Origin of the sequence: Oerskovia enterophila (assembly GCF_044748475.1) — a bacterium.
GTDB lineage: Bacteria > Actinomycetota > Actinomycetes > Actinomycetales > Cellulomonadaceae > Oerskovia > Oerskovia enterophila.
Genome location: NZ_JBIVFZ010000001.1, coordinates 60,311 through 78,536, shown reverse-complemented (window position 1 = coordinate 78,536; position 18,226 = coordinate 60,311). Strand labels below are relative to the sequence as shown.

Annotated in this window: 14 protein-coding genes and 1 pseudogene; 9 read left to right on the top strand and 6 right to left on the bottom strand. The window is 72.7% G+C overall.

The window, feature by feature from the left end:
- Window positions 1–20: 20 nt before the first annotated feature.
- On the bottom strand, window positions 21–1,490 hold the full coding sequence (locus ACIPWA_RS00380; RefSeq protein WP_400287621.1) for a carboxylesterase/lipase family protein: 1,470 nt from the start codon (window positions 1,488–1,490) through the stop codon (window positions 21–23).
- Between the two features lie 142 nt (window positions 1,491–1,632).
- Here ACIPWA_RS00380 and ACIPWA_RS00375 point away from each other — a divergent pair, with 142 nt between their 5' ends.
- The 4 genes from ACIPWA_RS00375 to ACIPWA_RS00360 all read left to right on the top strand — a co-directional run bounded on the left by ACIPWA_RS00375 (window position 1,633) and on the right by ACIPWA_RS00360 (window position 6,218).
- On the top strand, window positions 1,633–2,028 hold the full coding sequence (locus ACIPWA_RS00375) for a hypothetical protein (protein WP_400287619.1): 396 nt from the start codon (window positions 1,633–1,635) through the stop codon (window positions 2,026–2,028).
- A 58-nt stretch (window positions 2,029–2,086) separates the two neighbouring features.
- The gene (locus ACIPWA_RS00370) at window positions 2,087–2,758 is read left to right on the top strand and encodes an AIM24 family protein (protein ID WP_400287617.1); all 672 of its coding nucleotides are present in this window, start codon (window positions 2,087–2,089) and stop codon (window positions 2,756–2,758) included.
- A 94-nt stretch (window positions 2,759–2,852) separates the two neighbouring features.
- The gene (locus ACIPWA_RS00365) at window positions 2,853–4,445 is read left to right on the top strand and encodes a Na+/H+ antiporter (protein WP_400287615.1); all 1,593 of its coding nucleotides are present in this window, start codon (window positions 2,853–2,855) and stop codon (window positions 4,443–4,445) included.
- 135 nt (window positions 4,446–4,580) lie between these two features.
- Window positions 4,581–6,218 (top strand): peptide chain release factor 3, encoded by a 1,638-nt coding sequence (locus ACIPWA_RS00360; protein WP_056763067.1) that lies wholly within the window; start codon window positions 4,581–4,583, stop codon window positions 6,216–6,218.
- 90 nt (window positions 6,219–6,308) lie between these two features.
- On the opposite strand, the gene ACIPWA_RS00355 is transcribed toward ACIPWA_RS00360, so the two are convergent.
- The gene (locus tag ACIPWA_RS00355; RefSeq protein ID WP_400287612.1) at window positions 6,309–6,983 is read right to left on the bottom strand and encodes an AfsR/SARP family transcriptional regulator; all 675 of its coding nucleotides are present in this window, start codon (window positions 6,981–6,983) and stop codon (window positions 6,309–6,311) included.
- 615 nt (window positions 6,984–7,598) lie between these two features.
- On the opposite strand from ACIPWA_RS00355, the gene ACIPWA_RS00350 reads away from it, so the two are divergent.
- Window positions 7,599–8,681: a hypothetical protein gene (locus ACIPWA_RS00350; RefSeq protein WP_068625879.1), complete on the top strand. Its 1,083-nt coding sequence runs from the start codon at window positions 7,599–7,601 to the stop codon at window positions 8,679–8,681.
- Between the two features lie 77 nt (window positions 8,682–8,758).
- The gene (locus tag ACIPWA_RS00345) at window positions 8,759–9,106 is read left to right on the top strand and encodes a hypothetical protein (RefSeq protein WP_068625844.1); all 348 of its coding nucleotides are present in this window, start codon (window positions 8,759–8,761) and stop codon (window positions 9,104–9,106) included.
- Between the two features lie 88 nt (window positions 9,107–9,194).
- Here the strand turns inward: ACIPWA_RS00345 and ACIPWA_RS00340 are convergent, their stop codons facing one another.
- From ACIPWA_RS00340 to ACIPWA_RS00325, 4 genes are all read right to left on the bottom strand, one after another.
- Window positions 9,195–10,784, bottom strand: a complete 1,590-nt coding sequence (locus tag ACIPWA_RS00340) for an MDR family MFS transporter (protein WP_056649534.1) — start codon at window positions 10,782–10,784, stop codon at window positions 9,195–9,197.
- Between the two features lie 337 nt (window positions 10,785–11,121).
- The gene (locus tag ACIPWA_RS00335) at window positions 11,122–12,063 is read right to left on the bottom strand and encodes a serine/threonine dehydratase (RefSeq protein ID WP_400288427.1); all 942 of its coding nucleotides are present in this window, start codon (window positions 12,061–12,063) and stop codon (window positions 11,122–11,124) included.
- A 243-nt stretch (window positions 12,064–12,306) separates the two neighbouring features.
- Window positions 12,307–12,993 (bottom strand): FadR/GntR family transcriptional regulator, encoded by a 687-nt coding sequence (locus tag ACIPWA_RS00330; RefSeq protein ID WP_056763063.1) that lies wholly within the window; start codon window positions 12,991–12,993, stop codon window positions 12,307–12,309.
- A 125-nt stretch (window positions 12,994–13,118) separates the two neighbouring features.
- Entirely contained in the window at window positions 13,119–14,606 is a 1,488-nt protein-coding gene (locus tag ACIPWA_RS00325; protein ID WP_400287608.1) for a hypothetical protein, read from the bottom strand.
- A 364-nt stretch (window positions 14,607–14,970) separates the two neighbouring features.
- Here ACIPWA_RS00325 and ACIPWA_RS00320 point away from each other — a divergent pair.
- From ACIPWA_RS00320 to ACIPWA_RS00310, 3 genes and pseudogenes are all read left to right on the top strand, one after another.
- A pseudogene (locus ACIPWA_RS00320) lies at window positions 14,971–15,756 on the top strand ((Fe-S)-binding protein); the annotation flags it as partial.
- A gap of 176 nt (window positions 15,757–15,932) precedes the next feature.
- Window positions 15,933–17,537: a LutB/LldF family L-lactate oxidation iron-sulfur protein gene (locus ACIPWA_RS00315; protein WP_400287606.1), complete on the top strand. Its 1,605-nt coding sequence runs from the start codon at window positions 15,933–15,935 to the stop codon at window positions 17,535–17,537.
- Window positions 17,534–18,199, top strand: a complete 666-nt coding sequence (locus ACIPWA_RS00310) for a LutC/YkgG family protein (protein WP_400287604.1) — start codon at window positions 17,534–17,536, stop codon at window positions 18,197–18,199. Before ACIPWA_RS00315 ends, ACIPWA_RS00310 begins: the two co-directional genes overlap by 4 nt.
- Window positions 18,200–18,226: the final 27 nt, after the last annotated feature.

Genomic DNA, 18,226 nt, shown 5'->3' with positions numbered 1-18,226 from the left:
CGCGACCTCTCCTGAAAATCTCAGGGCGCGTCGAGCGCGGCCTGTTCGTCGTCGCGCGGCGCGAGGACCACGGGGTCGCCCTCGCCGTCGAAGACCCGCACGGGCCGGGTCTCGTCCCAGCGCTGCCAGCCCGGGTCGCCCGAGGTCGCGAACGCGACCCACGCGCCGTGCATCGCGGTCGCGAGCGACTGCGGGGCGTCGGGGCCCGCGAGCGCGACGGAGTCGGGCGTCGCGAGACCGTCGAACACGAACCCGAGCTCGACCGCGTGCGCGGCACCGAGGTCCTGGACCGGGCTGCGCCACGCGAACTCGTACACGAACGTCTCCGCGCCGGCGGACCGGCGCGCGTCGGCGACCTGCTGGAGCGGGACGCGCAGCAGGACGTCGGTCGCGAGCGCCCCGAGGAGCTCCCCCGCGGTCGCCCCGGGGCGGTTGCGCCGGAACAGGCGGACGGCCCGGGCCGAGATGCCGACCTTGCGCCGCGCCACGGCCAGGTGCCACCACCGGAACCGGCTCAGCAGCCCCGTGGGCACGAACCAGAGGCGGTACTCCTCGGTCGTGGCCCCGATCAGCAGCGGGATCGTGCTCCCGGCGCCCGCGACGAGCGCGTCCTGGGGCGTGCGGGGCACCAGGTCGTCGTCGAGGACGAGCGCGAACCCGGGCCCTCCCGTGAGCGGCGTGGCCCCAGCGGTCACGCGGTCCTGCGAGGCGACGAGCGCCTCGGGCAGGACGGTCGCGAAGCCTGCACGCGTCGTCGGGACCCCCAGGTCCTTGCCCATGGCGCGCGTGATGCGCCCCGCCCTCGCGGACGGCTGGGCGGACAGGGGGCCGCTCTGGACGATCGCCCGGGCGACCAGGTCGGGGGCCGAGGGGTGCGCGAGGATCGCCGAGACCGTGTTGCCCCCGGCCGACTGGCCTGCGAGCGTCACCCGGCGCGGGTCGCCACCGAACGCCGCGACCTCGTCCTGGACCCAGCGCAGCGCGGCGAGCTGGTCGGCCAGGCCGAGGTTGCGGGGAGCGCCGTCGAGCACCGAGAACCCCTCGGCCCCGAGCCGGTAGTTGACGCCGACGAGCACGACGCCGTCCTGGGCGAACCGCGTGCCGTCGTAGCCCGCGAGCGCGTTGGACCCGTGCGCGAGCGAGCCGCCGTGCACCCACACCACGACGGGGAGCAGGTCGGCGCCTCGGTCTGCCGGGGTGAAGACGTTGACGTGCAGGACGTCGTCCCCCGCGACCGTCACGGTCGGCAGCAGGGCCCCGAGCGCCCCGGGGTAGGGCGACTGGGGCGCCGTGGCCCCGTGGCGCGTCGCGTCCCGGACGCCGTCCCACGGCTCGACCGGACGGGGAGGCGCGAAGCGGCGCGCGCCGAACGGCGGAGCCGCGTACGGGACGCCGAAGAACCGCTCGACGCCGTGGGCGACGGTCCCCTCGACCGCGCCATGGCTCGTCTCGACCTGCACCCGACCGACGGTCTCGCTCTGCGCGCTCATCGGGCCATCGTCTCCCCGGGAACCTGTGGGCAGCGGCGGCGCGCCGGTGGGCGCGCTGCGAGCCGTGGTCGGGTGCGGCCTGGTCCGGGTCGGCGAGCCGGCGGGGCTGGCGGGAAGGCGCGGTAGTTGCCAGACTGCTGCGATGCCCGACGACGAGGTCGCGACGAGCCCCCACGAGACCGGGCACCCGCGTGCTCCGGTCCACCCGGTCCGTCGTGCCGTGCTGCTGGCCGCCGCTGCGCTGGTGGTGCTCGTGTGGAGCGCGACGCTCGAGGTCGTGTGCGCCGCGGTGGGGAGCGGGACGGACGGCTCCTTGGACATGCTGCCCCCCTGCCCGGCGCAGAGCACCCGGACGGGTGCGGCGACGGTGTCGGCGGGCGTCGTCGTCGCAAGCCTGGTCCTCCTGCTCGTCGCCCGCCGACAGGCGTGGTCCCGCAGCCCCGGGGTCGAGCGTCTGGTGTTCGTGACGTTCGTGGTCGTGACGGCCGGGGCGGTCGTCGCCGCCCTGTTCTCGACCGGGTTCATCGCGGCGACCTAGGTCGTGCCCGGTGTCCTCGCGAGTGCAGCGGCTCCCCGTGTGCCGGATGATCGGTGCCATGCGCAGCACACTCATGCACCACACCGAACAGCCCGGCGAGCCGGGGAGCTTCCAGCTGCAGAACGACCGCATGCTCAAGGTCGACCTCGCGGGCACGGGCGGCTTCTTCTACGCCCGGCAGGGCTCCATGGTCGCGTACCAGGGCGACGTCGACTTCGCGTACGAGGGTTCGGGCGGTGTCGCCAAGATGTTCAAGAAGGCCTTCACGGGTGAGGGCATGTCCCTCATGAAGGTCTCGGGCAGCGGCGACGTGTTCCTCGCCCAGGACGCGGACCAGGTGTTCGTCCTGCACCTGGAGGGCGAGTCCGTCACGGTCAACGGCTCGAACGTCCTCGCGTTCGAGAGCACCCTCACGTGGGACATCAACCGCGTCGAGGGTGCGTCCATGATGAGCGGCGGGCTCTTCAACACCACGTTCACGGGCACGGGTGCGCTCGCCGTGACGGCGTACGGGACGCCCGTGGTCCTCGACGTCGACGAGCCCACGTACGTCGACATGCAGGCCGCGGTCCTGTGGTCGAGCTCGCTCACGTCCACGATCCGCAAGACCGCGAAGCTCTCGGCCGCGATCGGCCGCGGGTCGGGCGAGGCGTACCAGCTCGGTCTCACGGGTCGCGGCATCGTCGTCGTGCAGGCCTCCGAGGGCCACCCGATCCCGACGGCGAAGTAGCCACGAGCGGCGCTGGGCCCGTGCCACGGGCCCAGCACCCTGACCACCGGCCGCCCAGGCGTGCCGGGCGCACGAGACCCCCCAGGAGGCAGCGGTGATCGGCCTCGAGCTCGTCGTGGTCCTCGGCGTGGTCATCGTGGTGTGCGGGATCCTCGCTCGCCGCACGCGGGTCGCCGACCCGATCCTGCTGCTCGTCGCAGGGATCGTCCTCGGGTTCGTGCCCGCCCTGCGGCAGGTGCACCTGCCTCCCGAGCTCATGCTGCTCGTCTTCCTCCCCGTGCTCCTCTACTGGGAGGCCATCACCATCTCGTTGCGCGAGATCCGCGCGACCCTGCGCGGGATCGTCCTGACGAGCACGCTGCTCGTGGTCGTCACCGCGGCGGCCGTCGCGACCGCCGCCCACGCGCTGGGTCTGCCGTGGGGTCCCGCGTGGGTCCTGGGTGCGGCGGTCGCCCCGACCGACGCGACCGCCGTCGGCGTCCTCGCACGCGCCCTGCCCCGGCGCACGGTCACGGTCCTGCGGGCCGAGAGCCTCGTCAACGACGGCACCGCGCTCGTCCTCTACGGCGTCGCGGTGGGCGTGACCGTGGGCGAGGAGACGCTCGGCGCCGGGCACGTGACCTGGCTGTTCGTGCTCGCGTACGGCGGCGGGATCGCGGTGGGCCTGCTCGTCGCGTGGCTCGCGGTCCTCGCCCGGCGCCGCATCGACGACCCGCTGCTCGGCAACGTGGTCGTCCTGCTCATCCCGTTCACGGCATACCTGCTCGCCGAGCTGATCGAGGCGTCCGGCGTGCTGGCCGTGGTCGTGTGCGGTCTCGTCATGAGCCAGGTCGGGCCGCGCATCGGGCGCGCGGCCACGCGGCAGCAGACCGTCGCGTTCTGGTCGGTCTCGACCTACCTCATCAACGCGTCGCTGTTCGTGCTCGTGGGCCTCGAGGCGCAGTCCGCGGTGCGCAACCTGGTGTCCGAGGACCTCGTCACGGCGATCGTCGGCGTCGCGGTCGTGTGCGTGGTCATCCTCGTGGTGCGGTTCGCGTTCCTCGTGCTCTCGGCCTACACGATCCGGCTCGTCGACCGGCGTCCGTCCCAGCGCGGGCGGCGCGTCACGAACCGGGCGCGCGCGGTCAGCACGGTCGCGGGCTTCCGGGGCGCGGTCTCGTTGGCCGCGGCGCTCGCGGTGCCCACGCACCTGAGCTCGGGCGCGCCCTTCCCCGACCGCGACCTCATCGTCTTCATCACGTGCGGCGTGGTCGCGACGACGCTCGTCGTCCAGGGGCTCCTGCTGGCCCCGACGATCCGGTGGGCGCGCCTGCCCGACGACGACGGGCTGGCTCGCGAACGTCGGCTCGCCGACGAGACCGCGGCGCAGGAGGCCCTCGACGCGCTCCCGGACGTCGCGGCGTCGCTCGGCACCGACCCGTCGGTCGTCGACCGGCTGCGTGGCGAGTACGAGGAGCACCTCACGCTGCTCCGCGCCCGGGACGGCGAGGGGGACGACCCCGACCCCGCGGTGCTCCTCGACGACGAGTACACCGAGCTGCGCCTCGCGCTGCTCGCTCGCAAGCGCGAGACGGTCGTGCGCCTGCGCGACCAGCGGGCGATCGACGACACCGTCCTGCGGCAGGTGCAGGCCCGGCTCGACCTCGAGGAGATCCGGCTGAGCCGCGGTGATCCCGCCCCGGAGTGAGCCGTCGCCGACGTGGTCACGGCCGGCTCGATCTCGCGGGAGAATGGAGAGCTGGGTGCTGCGTCCCGCGCGGATGCGCCCCGCCCCCTTGCCCTCGATCGCGCAGGAAACTGCAGGAAGCCACAGGACGTTCCAGTGCCCTCAGCGGACCAGCCCACCACGCCCTCCAGCACCACCACCCCGGCGAGCCCGGCGAAGGAGCAGGCGACCGTCCTCGCGGAGGCCTCGCGCCGCCGCTCGTTCGCGGTCATCAGCCACCCCGACGCCGGCAAGTCGACGCTCACCGAGGCGCTCGCGCTGCACGCCAACGCGATCCGTGAGGCGGGCCGCGCCGACGGCAAGGCGGGCCGGCGCACGGTGTCCGACTGGATGGACATGGAGCAGGACCGTGGCATCTCGATCACGTCCGCGGCCCTCCAGTTCACCTACCGCGACGCGATGATCAACCTGGTCGACACCCCGGGGCACGCGGACTTCTCCGAGGACACGTACCGCGTGCTGTCCGCGGTCGACGCCGCGGTCATGCTGGTCGACGCCGCCAAGGGCCTCGAGGTCCAGACCATGAAGCTCTTCGCGGTCTGCAAGCACCGCGGCATCCCGCTCATCACGGTCATCAACAAGTGGGACCGTCCGGGCAAGGACGCGCTCGAGCTCATGGACGAGATCCAGGAGCGCACGGGCCTGGTCCCCACGCCCCTCACGTGGCCCGTGGGTGTCGGCGGCGACTTCCGGGGCGTGCTGGACCGCCGCACGGGTCAGTACGTGCACTACACGCGCACCGCCGGCGGCACCACGATCGCCCCCGAGGAGGTCATGGACCCGGACGCGGCCGTGGCGCGCGAGGGCGACGCCTGGACCACCGCGGTCGAGGAGGCCGAGCTGCTCGCCGACTCCAACGGCGACCACGACCAGGAGACGTTCCTGGCCGGGCAGACGACGCCCGTCCTGTTCGGGTCCGCCGTGCAGAACTTCGGCGTCCACGCGCTGCTCGACGTCCTGGTCGACGTCGCGCCCTCGCCGTCGCCCCGCGTCACGGTCACCGAGGACACGCGCCCGGTCGAGGCGCCCTTCAGCGCGTTCGTCTTCAAGATGCAGGCCGGCATGGACACCGCGCACCGCGACCGGCTCGCGTTCGCGCGCATCTGCTCGGGCGTGTTCGAGCGCGGCATGGTCGTGAGCTCGGCCCGCACGGGCAAGCCGTTCGCGACCAAGTACGCGCAGCAGGTCTTCGGTCGCGAGCGCACCATCGTCGACACGGCCTACCCGGGCGACGTCGTGGGGCTCGTCAACGCGGCAGGCCTGCGCGTGGGCGACACGCTCTACCTGGACAAGAAGGTCGAGTTCCCGCCGCTGCCGACGTTCGCCCCCGAGCACTTCGCGGTCATGCGCGCCAAGGACGTCTCGCGCTACAAGCAGTTCCAGCGCGGCGTCATGCAGCTCGGCGCCGAGGGCGTCGTCCAGGTCCTGCGCTCCGACCTGCGCGGTGACCAGGCGCCGGTCCTGGCCGTGGTGGGCCCCATGCAGTTCGAGGTCGCCGAGCACCGCATGGCGACCGAGTTCAACGCGCCCGTGTCGCTCGACCGCCTGGGCTACTCCATGGCGCTGCGGACCACGAAGGACTGGGTCGCGCAGCTCAACGAGCAGCCCGGCGTCGAGGTCCTCCAGCGCGAGGACGGCGAGTACCTGGCGCTCTTCCCGGACCGCTGGCGTGTGACGTCGGTGCGCAACCGCCTCGAGGGCGTGGTCCTGCTCGAGGACGAGATCTTCGGCTGACCCTCCTGCCCTGATGCCCGACGGCGGAGCGCACCCACGTACCTGGGTGCGCTCCGCCGTCGGGCATCAGGGCGACCGGGGACCGGCAGCTCACCTGCGCGCCGCCTGCGGGTCGACGGCCTCGACCAGCGGGTTGCCGAACGGGTAGAGCTGCCGGATCGCCGCCCGGATGTCGGGGCCGGGCTCGACGCCGAGCTCCAGCCCGAGCGCGTGCCGGAAGCGACGGTAGTGCCGCAGGGCGTTGCTCGGGTCCCCCCTGCGGGCATGGATCTCGATCGTGAGCCGGTTGGCGCTCTCCGACCACGGCTGCACCTCGACCGCCGAGAGGGCGTACGGCAGGGCGCCGTCGGGGTGCCCTGCGGCAAGGAGCCGCTCCGCGGCGCTCCCGAGCGCCTGCGCCTCGAGCATCTGCAACCGCTCGTTGGGACCGGTGAGCCAGCCGTCCCCCCACCCAGGGAGCAGAGTCCGACCGATCCACGCGGGCGGTGCACCGGCTGCCGGCAGCACGTCGTCGTAGATGGTCGCGTTGATCCATGCGAAGGCGGTGTCGAGGTCGACCGATGCCTCCTCCGCGAGCGCGAGCACCTCACCCGAGAGGTGGACGAACCCCTCCGCGACGTCGCCGAGCCGGGAGAGCGCTGCGCGGAGGTTGGCGCCGGCGCGGGACGGGCTCGCATCGGGCCAGAGCAGGGCCGCGGCGCGCGACCGGGCGAGCGGACCCACGAGCGCCACGACGGCGAGCACCCGCTCCGCGCTGTGCGGCATCGGGCGCACCTGTCCGTCCACGCGCACCTGGAACGGCCCGATCACCCGCAACTCGCGCCGCACGCGCTGGGAGTCCGCCGAACTCACTCGGCCCCGATCTTCGGGGGGACAGCATGGTCGCGAGCGGGCTCAGGACTCATAGACGCATGGTAGGCGGCGATCGGAGGACATTCTCTCTGAACCTGGCGGTGCGGGTCCGTGACGCCCGGGGGTCCTCCAGCCGTCGCTCCCCGCACAGCAGGCAGCGCCCGACCTCGCGGACCGCGTGGCGGACGCACGGCGCTCGTCGCCCGTGGTGCGCCAGGACGACGTCCGGCGAGGGGATCGGTCCGCTCCGCACGCCGCGAACCGCGCGTCCGGACGGGTCCGGTCCGCCCTCCGCGGCGACGCGCGGGGCAGCGCCCGGACTCACGACGACCTCCCGTGCGCGCCCGGGACGCCCGCGTGCGGCGCGGTCACGCGACCGCTCGTCGCGAAGCCGACGCCGTGCGGTGACGCCCGCCGCACCCGTCGGCCGGGCGACGTCCGACCGTGCCGCCCGGTGCGCCGGCCCTGCTCCGATGAGGAGGTTCTCGGCGCCGCCCGGCGCCGTCCTGCAATGAGATGGAGGACCTGATGAGCACCAACTGGAACCTGGGATTCACCCAGATGCTGCGTAACACCCAACCGTCCTACTGGGGCAACTGGAGCCTGGACGCGCACGTCGCGGCGGGGGCCGTCGGCATCGTCACCCCGACGACGGGCGCCTTCCAGTACGTCTCGACCCTCCCGAGTGCGGACATCGCGACCACGACGTCACCGTCCAACGAGTGGAAGGTCCAGTCGTCGGACGTCTCGACGACCTCTGCGGCCGTCAACCTCAACGGCTCCGTCGTCGACCCCGACACCGGGACCAAGGTCGACGCCGGTCTCGAGCTGACCTGGAAGTTCGGGCACGAGGGCTCGCTGAGCTCGACCTTCCTGCTCGCCAACCAGTCCTACCTCGCGTCCCCCCTGAGCCAGATCGGCACGCACCACGACTGGCTCGTCGCGCAGGCCAAGAGCGCCGGGATGTACCAGAACGGGCAGATCACGCAGGGGTTCGGCATCATCACGCAGGCCCTCATGGCCGTGAGCGGGCTCAACCTCGGGGCCCAGTCCTCGAACTCGTCGTTCTCGATCACGGGATCGGTCGGCGCCACCAACGCCATGGCGGGCAACGCAGGCGGCGACGCGAAGGGCTCCTACGCGCAGACGAAGTCCAGCAGCTCGTTCGAGCAGCACCTGTGGCCGGCCGACCCGAACGTCGTCGCGACCACCCTGATGCCCGTCGCCTACCAGTTCGCGTCGTTCGTGGGACAGACCCCGGTACTGGGCTGGACCAACAACCTCTCGGGGATCTCGATCCTGCTCGACGACTCCCACAGCGGGACGTACATCGTCGACGCCACCGCCACCTACACGGTCGACGGCGTCCAGCACTCGTCCAGCGCGTCCGTCTCCGGCGGGCGGGCGACAGCGATGAACCCCATCCCCGTGAACGCGACCGGCCTCCAGCTCGACCTGGCCTTCAAGGGGATGTTCGACGACGAGAAGCACCGGTTCAACTGGCCGTCGCCCGTGGGCCAGTTCCCCAACGGCCAGATCATCATCGACCTCTACGGGGTGTGGCCGGGCGCCACGCGCGCGGTCGAGCGCGGCACCGGTGCGGTCGGCTGACGCACCGCACGGGCCCCTACCTCAGCACGAGCTCCACCCGACCAACCACTCGATCGACCCGACTGAAGGAGAGAACCATGCCCTGGGATCCCAACAAGTGCGTCAACGGCTTTCCCGTCCCGTTCACCAACGCCGACGCGACCAACCTGGTCCACGCCGCAGATTTCGCGGCGTCGGTCTTCGTCAACACGTCGACTGCCCGTGACACCCGGTACGCGTACACGTTCGTCCAGTTCGGCGGTATGACGCTCTGCGTCGTGGGCCACATCCACATCACCCACACCGGCGCCGTCGTCGCCGGCAACTCGTTCATCCCCGGGTGGATGAACTGGGCCATGCAGACCCCCGCGGCGCAGGTGGCTGCGATCGGCGCCCTCCCCGAGCAGCTGGGAGAGTTCCCGGGGGCGAACCGCTACCCCCACTGAGAGGTGCCCGACGGCGGGGCGCACCCACGTACCTGGGTGCGCTCCGCCGTCGGACGTCAGGGCGACCCGGGCCGGTGACCGGCGGGCCTCACTTCGCGACCGCTGCGCCCCTCGCCACCAGACCCGCCTGGTCGGAGAGCTTGAGCTCCTTCATGAAGAACGCGATGACGAAGCCCAGCACCCCGAGCGGGACCAGGTACCAGAAGGCCGGCGCGAGCGCGTCGGTGTAGGCGTTGACGACGAGGTCGTGCAGCGCCGCCGGCAGCTCCTTGACGGCATCCGGTGTGAGAGCGTCCGGACCGAAGTCCTTGGGCATCTCGCTCGCCGGCAGCTCCTTGGTCGCGTCGGCCAGGTTGGACGTCAGCCTCGAGGTGAACACGGTCGAGAACACGCTGGTGCCGACCGCGGCCCCGATCTCGCGCAAGAAGTTGTTGGTGGACGTCGCCACTCCCACCATCTCGGGGGCGACCGAGTTCTGCACCGCGATCACGATGGTCTGCAGCACGAGGCCCAGCCCGAACCCGAGCACGAAGATCATCGCGCCGAACGTCAGCATCGAGATGTCGGCCGTGAGCTGCGTGAGCAGGACCAGCCCCACCGTCGCGATCCCCATCCCGAGGATCGGGTAGATCTTGTACCTCCCGCTGCGCGCGATGAGCAGACCCGAGCCGATCGCCGTGATCATCAGGCCCACCGTCATGGGCAGCATGAGCAGCCCCGACTCGGTCGCGCCGTAGCCGTGGGCCATCTGCAGGAAGGTCGGCAGGAACGACAGCGCCGCGAACATCGTCATCCCGAGGATCAGGGCGATCGAGACCGAGACCGAGAACGTCCGGCTCCGGAACAGGTGGAGCGGGATGAGGGGGTCGGCCACGCGGGTCTCGACGACGAGGAAGGCGATCAGCGCGAGCACCGTCACGACCAGCACCGTGAGCAGGGCCGGGCTGCTCCAGTCGTACTTCTTCGCGCTCGTGATCGAGCTCCAGCTCGTGAGGAGCACGATGCCCGCGGTCGTGACCGCCATCAGGAGCGCGCCCCCGACGTCGAACCGCTTGCTCGGCGTGCGCGACGGGAGCCGGAGCTTGAACCAGGCGATCCCGAACGCGATCAGGCCGATCGGGACGTTGAGCCAGAAGCACCAGCGCCACCCCGGCCCGTCCGTGAACCAGCCGCCCAGCAGCGGTCCCGCGACCGTGGCGATCCCGAACACCGCCCCCATGGGACCCATGTACCGGCCGCGGTCCCGGGCCGAGACGATGTCGGCGATGATCGCCTGGCTCAGGATGACCAGGCCCCCGGCCCCGAGCCCCTGGACCGAGCGCCACACCACGAGGTCCACGAACGACGACGACAGCGCCGAACCCGTCGAGCCGACCACGAAGATCGCGATCGCGACGAGGAACGGCAGACGACGCCCCCGCAGGTCGCCGATCTTGCCGTAGATCGGCATCACGATCGCGATCGCGAGGAGGTAGGCCGTGATGATCCACCCCTCGTCCTGGGCCGCACCGAGGTCCCCCACGATCGTGGGCAGCGCCGTGCCCACCACGGACTGGTCCAGCGCGGACAGGAACATCGCAGCCAGCAGGGCGCTGAAGATCACGTAGACCGTGCCCTTGGACAGCACCAGCTCGGGTTCGCCCGGGGCCTGGGTCGTGGGTCGCGCGGTGTCGCTCATCGCAGGGTCCTTCCTGGCGGCCGGTGGGCGCTGGGGACCGTCGGGCGCTCGCGTCCGACGATCGGCGGGACGTGACCTGAACGCGCGAGAACCGCCCCGGTTCCTGGGGGAACGTCGGCGGGCGGCCGTCCGGACGGGGTGCGTCCGGGCGGCACGTCGCGCCCCTCCAGGGTGGGACGGGGCCCCTCGGGGCGCAACAGGTGGCAGGGCGCCGCGGGGCGCAACAGGTGGCAGGGCGCCGCGGTCGGGCGCGTTCGCCAGGGGCGCGTGACACGCCCGGAACGGAACAGGGCGGGCCTGCTGACGGCGGCCCGACGGAAGGCAGGCCGGGCAGCGATCAGCGCACGAGGTCCGCGGGGTCCGTGTTCGCCCCGCACAGCACGACCGCGACGGTCTCGCCCGGCTCGGGCACGTAGGCGCGCGACTCGAGCGCGGCGAGCGCCGCAGCGGCACCGTGCTCGACGACGAGCCGCCGCTCGTCCCACAGGTGCCGGCGCGCGGCGACGATCGCCTCGTCGGTGACCAGGACCGAGCGCACGCCGTCGCTCTGCGCGAGCGACAGCGCCATCTCGGAGGTGCGGCGGGCGCCGAGCGAGTCGGCCGCGACCGACGCGACGGGGACGTCGACGACCTCGCCCGCCGCGAGCGCGGCGTGCAGGGCCTGGGCCCCGCGGGGTTCGACCGCCACGACCCTGATCCCGCGCGGGTGCGCCGCAGCGGCCACGCCGCTGAACAACCCGCCACCTCCGACCGCGACGACCACGGTGTCGACATCGCTCCGCGCCGCGACGATCTCCTCGAGCAGCGTGCCCGCGCCCGCGGCGATCAGCGGGTTGTCGTAGGCGTGCGACGCCAGGGCGCCGGTCTCGGTCGCGAAGCGCTGCGCGGCGTCGAGCGCCTCGGCGTACTCGGACCCCACCTGGTGGACCTCGGCGCCGAGCGTGCGCAGGCGTGCGACCTTGACCGCCGGCGCGGACTCGGGCACGAACACGGTCGCCCGGACCCCGTGGGCCCGCGCTGCCCACGCGTTCGCCATGCCAGCGTTCCCGCCCGACGCGATCACGATCCCGGCCTCGGGCAGCGTGCCGGCGTCGAGGTGCGCACCCACGAAGTTCAGGGCACCCCGGGCCTTGAACGAGCCCGTGTGCTGCATGAGCTCGAGCGCGAAGACGCCCGTCGCGGCACCGAGGGCACCAGGGTCCATGGGCGCGAGCGCGACCGGCCGCACCTGCCCCGCGATGCGCTGGGCCGCGGCGAGGACGTCCAGGTGGTCGATGATCATGGGTCCTCCAGGACTGGTGGTGCGGCAAGAGGTCGAGCGCCGTCCACCGGGCAGGGCGAGCGAGCGCAGCCGGTGGGCTCAGGGGAACCCTACGTCGGGGGCTCCCCGGGCGGGGCGTCGTCGAGGTGGAGGGTCGTCACCGAGGTAGAGGGTCGGCATCGAGACAGAGGGCCCCAGCCCTCTACCTCGACGGCAACCCTCTACCTCGCTACCTGTGGGCCGCGGGCCGTGGGGCGCAGCTCACAACCCCGCCTCGCGGTAGAAGCCCTCGATGTGCTCGCGCACCGCGTCCGCAGCCCCGGCACCGTCGCCGCGCGCGACCGCGTCGAGGACCGCGCGGTGCTCGGCGCGCAGGCGCACCGCGGTGCGGGGCCAGTCCTCCAACCGCTCCGTGCCGGCCTCGACGTAGGACTCGATCGCGCCCCGCAGGCCCGTCATGACGGCCTCCACCAGGACGTTGCCCGCGAGCCGGACGAGGGCCACGTGGAACGCAGCGTCGAGCTCGCGGAAGCGGGCCGGGTCGAGCGAGGGATCGTCCATGGTGTCGAGCAGCGCGACGGCCTCGGACAGTCCCGCGCCGCCGGCGGTCGTGGCGGCCTGCCCGACCGCCCAGGTCTCCAGGAGCACCCGGGTCTCCACGACGTCGCGGACCACGAGCGTCCCGGAGGCGACGTGCAGACGCACGGCCGCCCCCAGGCCCGCGGCGGGCCGGTCGATGACGGTGGCTCCGGCGTCGGGCCCCGAACCGACCGCGGTGCGCACGATGCCCATGGCCTCCAGGACGCGCAGCGCCTCACGGACGGAAGGGCGCGAGACGCCGAGCTCCTCGGCGAGCGCACGCTCGGCCGGGAGCCGTTCGCCGAGGCCCCAGCGGCCTGCGGCCAGGTCGGCCTCGATGCGGGCGAGGACGATCTCGTGGGTGCGCACGAGGTCAGCGTAGTGCCGTGGGGCGTCGGCAGGACGAGCACGGCAGCTCGGTCACGCTCGTCCTGACGACGCCCTGCGGGAGACCGGCTGGGGCGTCAGTTGGCGTCAGTTGGCGTCAGTCGGTGTCAGGCAGAGTCAGTCGGTGTCAGGCGCCCGCGCCGCAGGAGCAGGACGACCGTTCCGCCGACGACGAGCAGCGCCGCCGCGCCGACCGCCGTTCCGAGCGCGGTTCCCGTCGTGGCGAGCCGGCCGGGCTTCTGCGACTCCCGGGCCCCGTCGGCGGACGACGGGACCGACGCCGTGGAGGGCTCGCCCTCCGTCGTCGCGCCGGACGTCGAGGTGCCCGTCGACGAGCCCGTGCTCGACCCGTCGCCCGGTGCGTCGGCGGTCGGCTCGTCGGCCGGCTCGTCAGCCGGCTCGTCGGTCGGAGGCTCCGACGGCTCCGACGGCTCCGACGGCTCCGACGGCTCCGACGAGACCGTGACCGTCTCGCTGTCCTTGAACGGCGCCTGCTCCCACGTCGCGTAGATCTGGCAGTCCTCGCCGAGGGGAGTGCTCGTGACGTCGCTCTGATGGTAGGACGTGCCGTCCCCACCGCCGCGCGCCGTCAGCATGACGGATCCCTCGTCAGCGACGGCGTCAGCACACAGCCTGACCTCCGCGGGGTAGGTGGGGGCGTCGTGAATGACGAGGACGCCGTCCGTCGCGAGCTCCGCGTGCCCGGCGGACTCCTCGCACACCCGGACGGGCACGTCCGAGCTGATGGCGATGGGGCTCCCGAAGGCAGTGGTCCTGAGGTCCCACGAGATCTCCTGCCCGGGCAAGACCGTCGGGTTCGTCGCGGTCACGTCGACCCACTCGCGGCCCATGTCCGCGAGCCAGGCGATCTCCGCGTGGTCCAGTCCGAACATGTCGCAGTTGATCCCGTCGGTGACGCACCAGATCATCGACTGGAGCATGAGCCGCTCCGGCACCGCCCCGTCAGCTCGGCCGACGAGGCCCAGGGGGGACGTGTAGCCGTCGCGGATCATCGTGTCGACAGCGGCGAGCTGCTGCTCGTTCAGACGTTGCGGTCTGGCCAGGGTGGGGAACGGGATCGGGACGTCCCCTTCCGCGAGCACACCACCCGGCAGCAGGTTGTTGCACGTGTTCAGCAGGGCGTCGGTGCAGAACGCCCACTCGGAGACCGGGCCGCCGGTCGCGGCGTCGTACCGGACGGCGCACAGCGGCGGGTGCGAGTCGGCGTCGGCCGTCCCGTCGACGTCGTAGAGCGGGACGAGCCGTCCCGCGTTGTACGCTTCCAGCCGCTCGCCGGAGACGAGCGTGAGGTCGGTGTAGTACTCGGGCCCGGACCACCTCGGGTCGTGGTGCGTGGCGCCAGGGCACATGGCGGCAGAGAACTCGCCCACGGGGGACGCCGGAGCGTCGACCGTGGCGACCGGTGCGGTCACCGCGAGCCCGTCATCGGTAGTGGTGGCAGTGGTGGATGCCGCGGTGGCGACCGGTGCGGTCGCCGCGAGCCCTCCGGTCGCGGCGACGAGGACGGTCAGTGCAGCGACGGCGCCGACGACGAGCCTCCGAGAACGCGGGGGTGTCGGTGTCGGGACAGGCATGACGAGATGAACCTCCAGCAACGAGAAGAGCGCGAGCCCGAGGATGGCGGGCTCGTCGACTCAGCCCACGGCGGGCCGGCAATCCGCAGGATAAGAGGCCTTCCTGTGTGACGGGGGCCACTTCGCAGCATGCTCGGCTCCGCCCTGGCGTTCGGGGGACCAGCCGCGTTCTGACACGCCGTCCGCATGTGGTCTGACCACACGCCCTCGATGGTCTACAGTGGCTCGGACATCGTGTGGTCAGACCACAGCCTGCTCGGCGCCGAGCAGGGGCCGGGAGGGCCGCGCGGTACCTCCGACGGGCACTCGCCGCCCGCCGGGACCAGACTGAATCCCACCGCCCCCTGCCCGGCTGGAGTCCCCAGTGCGCATCGCCCTCGCCGCCACCTGCATCGCCGACGCGATGTTCCCCCAGGCCCCCCGGGCCACCGTCCAGCTCCTCGAACGCCTCGGCCACGAGGTGTACTTCCCCGAGCAGCAGACGTGCTGCGGACAGATGCACGTCAACACGGGCTACTTCGACGAGGCCGTGCCCGTCATCAGGAACCACGTCGAGACCTTCGCTCCCGCGCTCGACGGCGAGTGGGACGCGATCGTCGTGCCGTCGGGCTCGTGCACCGGCTCGATCCGCCACCAGCAGGCCATGGTGTGCCGCCGCGCGGGGCAGGAGAAGCTGGGCGCGACCGCCGAGGCCCTCGCCGCCAAGACCTACGAGCTGTCCGAGCTGCTGGTCGACGTGCTCGGCGTGACCGACGTCGGCGCACACTTCCCGCACCGCGTCACCTACCACCCCACGTGCCACTCGCTGCGCATGATCCGCGTGGGCGACAAGCCGCTCCAGCTCCTGCGGGCGGTCGACGGGATCGACCTCGTCGAGCTGCCCGGGGCCGAGAGCTGCTGCGGGTTCGGCGGGACGTTCGCGCTCAAGAACTCCGAGACGTCGACCGCGATGCTCAGCGACAAGATGTCGAACGTGAAGTCGACGGGCGCGGAGGTCGTCACGGCGGGCGACTACTCGTGCCTCATGCACATCGGCGGCGGGCTCTCGAAGCTGCGCTCCGGGGTGCGCACCATGCACCTCGCGGAGATCCTCGCCTCGACGCAGTCGGCTCCCACGCTCGTGGACCCCGATGCCGCGACGCCCGCGTCCTCGTCGCGGGGCGCCTCCGCCGAGGCCCCTGATCGGGGCGTGGATCCGTTGTCAGAAGCACACCGGGGTATCCCCCGGCCCAGCTCTGACAACTCGTCAGAGACAGATCCGTTGTCAGAAGCACACCGGGATATCCATCGCCCCAGCTCTGACAACTCGTCGGCGGGGGCCGCGCGATGAGCACCTTCCTCGGCTTCCCCACCCGGCGCGGCGCCAAGGCCCTGCCCGACGGCGGCACGCACCACGGCGCGCCCGGCACCAGCGCGGAGCCCGGCTGGGCCGACGACGTGCCCCACCCCGACGCCCCGCTGCGCTGGGGCGCGACGTTCCCCGAGGCCGCCAAGCAGGCGCTGGGCAACACTCAGCTGCGGCGCAACCTGGCCCACGCGACCTCGACCATCCGTGCCAAGCGAGCGGCGGTCGTCGGCGAGGTGCCCGACTGGGAGGAGCTGCGCGACGCGGGCTCGACCATCAAGGCCCACGTCATGAGCGACCTCCCGCACCTCCTCGAAGAGCTCGAGCGCAACGTGACCGCGCGCGGCGGCGTCGTGCACTGGGCCCGGGACTCCGCCGAGGCCAACCGGATCGTGACGGACCTGGTCAAGGCCACGGGCGAGACCGAGGTCGTCAAGGTCAAGTCGATGGTCACGCAGGAGATCGGCCTCAACGAGGCGCTCGCCGAGGAGGGCATCGCGGCGTTCGAGACCGACCTCGCCGAGCTCATCGTGCAGCTCGCGGACGACATGCCGTCCCACATCCTGGTGCCCGCGATCCACCGCAACCGCTCGGAGATCCGCGAGATCTTCCTCGAGCGCATGGGCGACGCACCGCCCGACCTGACCGACGCGCCGCGCGAGCTCGCCATGGCGGCCCGCGCGCACCTGCGCCGCAAGTTCCTCTCCGCGAAGGTCGCGATCAGCGGCGCGAACTTCGCCGTCGCGGACACGGGCACCCTCGCGGTCGTCGAGTCCGAGGGCAACGGCCGCATGTGCCTCACGCTCCCCGAGACCCTCATCACCGTCATGGGCATCGAGAAGCTCATCCCCACGTACCAGGACCTCGAGGTCTTCATGGCGCTCCTGCCCCGGTCGTCGACGGGCGAGCGCATGAACCCGTACACGTCGCTGTGGACGGGCGTCACACCGGGCGACGGCCCGCAGGAGTTCCACCTGGTCCTGCTCGACAACGGTCGCAGCAAGGCCCTGGCCGACGACGTGGGCCGCGCTGCCCTGCACTGCATCCGCTGCTCGGCGTGCCTCAACGTGTGCCCGGTCTACGAGCGCGTGGGCGGGCACGCGTACGGCTCGGTCTACCCGGGCCCGATCGGCGCGGTCCTCACGCCCCAGCTCACAGGGTCGACGGGGAGGTCCGACCCCAACAACTCGCTGCCGTACGCCTCGACGCTGTGCGGCGCGTGCTACGACGTGTGCCCCGTGAAGATCGACATCCCGTCGCTGCTCGTGCACCTGCGGGCGCGCGAGGTCGACCAGGACCGGGGCCGCCCCACGGCCTGGGGCGCCGCCATGAAGGCCGCGTCGTTCGTCATGGCCACGCCCGGGCGGTTCGAGCTCGCCGAGAAGGCCGGCGGCGTGACCCGCGTCCTGGGCGGCAGCAAGGGCCGCATCACGTCGCTGCCGTTCCCGGGCTCGAAGTGGACCGACGCGCGCGACCTGCCCGTGCTGCCCCGGCAGAGCTTTCGCGAGTGGTGGGCTGACGAGCACGTCACCCCGGAGGCGCCGCCCTCCCCCGCTTCCCCCGAGACCACCGGAGACGCCCGATGAGCGCTCGCGACGACATCCTGGCCCGCGTGCGCGCGGCCGTCATCAACGACGGCGCGCACCTCGGTGACGCCGTGGCCGAGCAGGCGCCCGTCTCGCGCGGGTACCGGACCACGGGCGAGCACTCCCCCGGGTCCCCCGCAGCCATCGAGGTCCTCGTCGACCGGCTCGTCGACTACCGGGCGATCGTGCACCGGGCCGCGACCGAGGAGGACCTGGCCCGCACCGTGGGCGAGCTGCTCGCGGACGCTCGCTCCGTCGTCGTGCCCCCCGCGCTGCCCCCGGGCTGGACCGGCGGGCTCGGGGACGCGACCGCCGTCGTGCAGGACTCGCGCGAGGACCGCCGGACCGCGGCCGAGCTCGACCAGGTCGACGCCGTCCTGACCGCGTCCCGGCTGGCCGTCGCGGACACCGGGACGATCGTCCTGGACGGCGAGGACGACCAGGGGCGCCGGGCGATCACCCTGGTCCCCGACCTGCACGTGTGCGTGGTGCGGACCGAGCACGTCGTGCACACGCTGCCCGAGGCCGTGACGATCCTCGCCGCGCACCCCACGCGCCCGCAGACGTGGATCTCGGGGCCGAGCGCCACGAGCGACATCGAGCTCTCGCGCGTCGAGGGCGTGCACGGGCCGCGCACGCTGCACGTGATCCTGCTGGGCTGAGCACACGCTCGCTACCGAGCATGCGGT